Below are 1,492 nucleotides of genomic sequence, written 5' to 3' on the forward strand. Positions count from 1 at the left end.
TTATGATTCATTGGGACATGTTGAAGAAACCTGCCCCCACCCAGACGGCTCTTGAGATGGTGACGCTTGATAGCCTGGTGCCGAAGGATCACCTGCTTCGCAAGATCGACGCGGTGATCGACTTTTCCTTCATCCACGATCGCGTTGCGGGGCTTTATTGCGCCGACAACGGCCGCCCACCGCTCGATCCGACCTTGATGTTTAAGGCGCTGTTCATTGGCTACCTGTTCGGCATCCGCTCGGAGCGTCAGCTGGTGCGCGAGATCGAGGTCAACGTCGCCTATCGCTGGTTTCTGCAGATGAAGCTGACGGATGGTGTGTTTGACGCCTCGACGCTGTCGCAGAACCGCCGCCGGCGCTTCAACGACACGAGCGTGGCGCAGGACATTTTTGACCACATCGTCGAGCAGGCGATCCGTCATGGCCTGGTGGATGGCACGGTGCTTTACACGGATTCAACGCATCTGAAGGCGAATGCCAACAAGGGCAAATATGATCTTGCGATGATCGAAAAGTCGCGCTCCGATTACTGGGCCGATCTCGACCGGGCGATTGAGGCCGAGCGAGCACTCCACGGCCAGAAGCCCTTGAAGGAAAAGGAGCGCGAGCCGCAGGTGAAGGAAACCAAGGTGTCGCGCACCGATCCCGACAGCGGCTACATGGTGCGCGATGGCAAGCCGAAGGGCTTCTTCTACCTCGATCACCGCACGGTGGATGGCAAGCTTGCGATCATCACCGATACCCATGTCACGCCCGCCAATGTGCATGACAGTATCGTCTATCTCGAGCGGCTGGACCGCCAGCGTGAGCGGTTCGGCTTCGAGGTCGGTGCTGTCGGGCTGGATGCCGGCTATGCGACATCCGGCATCGCCAAGGGTCTTGAGGACCGCACCATCCTCGGTGTCACCGGCTATCGCAACCCGACCCCGCCCAGAGCCGGCATGATGCGCAAGTCGAAATTCGGCTATGAGCCCGAGACAGACGGTTACCGATGCCCCGAAGGCCAACTGCTCGCCTATGCCACCACCGACCGCAACGGTTATCGCCACTATCGTTCGGATCCTGCCCTCTGCCGCGATTGTCCGTTGCTGGCCTCCTGCACCAACAACGCCACGGCGACACGCACCATAACCCGCCATATCTGGGCCGATGCCCGCCAGCGCACCGACGCCAACCGCCTGACCCCTTGGGGCAAGGCAATCTACAAGCGCCGCAAGGAGACGGTCGAGCGATCATTTGCCGATGCCAAGCAGCTTCACGGGCATCGCTATGCCCGCTTCCGAAGTCGCACCCGCGTCGCATGCCAGTGCCTGTTGGCTGCGGCCGCCCAAAACATCAAGAAGATCGCAATGGCCCTGACAAAACCACCAAAACCGGCCACGGCGTAAGCCGAAACCTCTCTTCGCCCTCCGCCAAAACACAACCGGCAAAAAATCCAATCGCCAAAAAAGCAAAACCCGCCGAAAAAATCGACGGGTTTGTCAGCAGTCTG

1 protein-coding gene is annotated in these 1,492 nt (G+C 59.9%); it reads left to right on the forward strand.

Going from position 1 to position 1,492, the window contains the following annotated elements:
* Nucleotides 1-17: 17 nt before the first annotated feature.
* Nucleotides 18-1,388 carry an IS1182 family transposase gene (locus EFB14_RS32735; RefSeq protein ID WP_126830944.1) on the forward strand — a complete coding sequence of 457 codons (1,371 nt, stop codon included), beginning with the start codon at nt 18-20 and terminating at the stop codon, nt 1,386-1,388.
* The last annotated feature ends 104 nt before the right edge of the window (nt 1,389-1,492 follow it).

This window comes from Rhizobium fabae (assembly GCF_003985135.1).
Classification (GTDB): domain Bacteria; phylum Pseudomonadota; class Alphaproteobacteria; order Rhizobiales; family Rhizobiaceae; genus Rhizobium; species Rhizobium pisi.

Bases quoted from the DNA above. Each gene is read 5' to 3' on its own strand.
- EFB14_RS32735 (WP_126830944.1), top strand. From the start codon at position 18: ATGTTGAAGAAACCTGCCCCCACCCAGACGGCTCTTGAGATGGTGACG.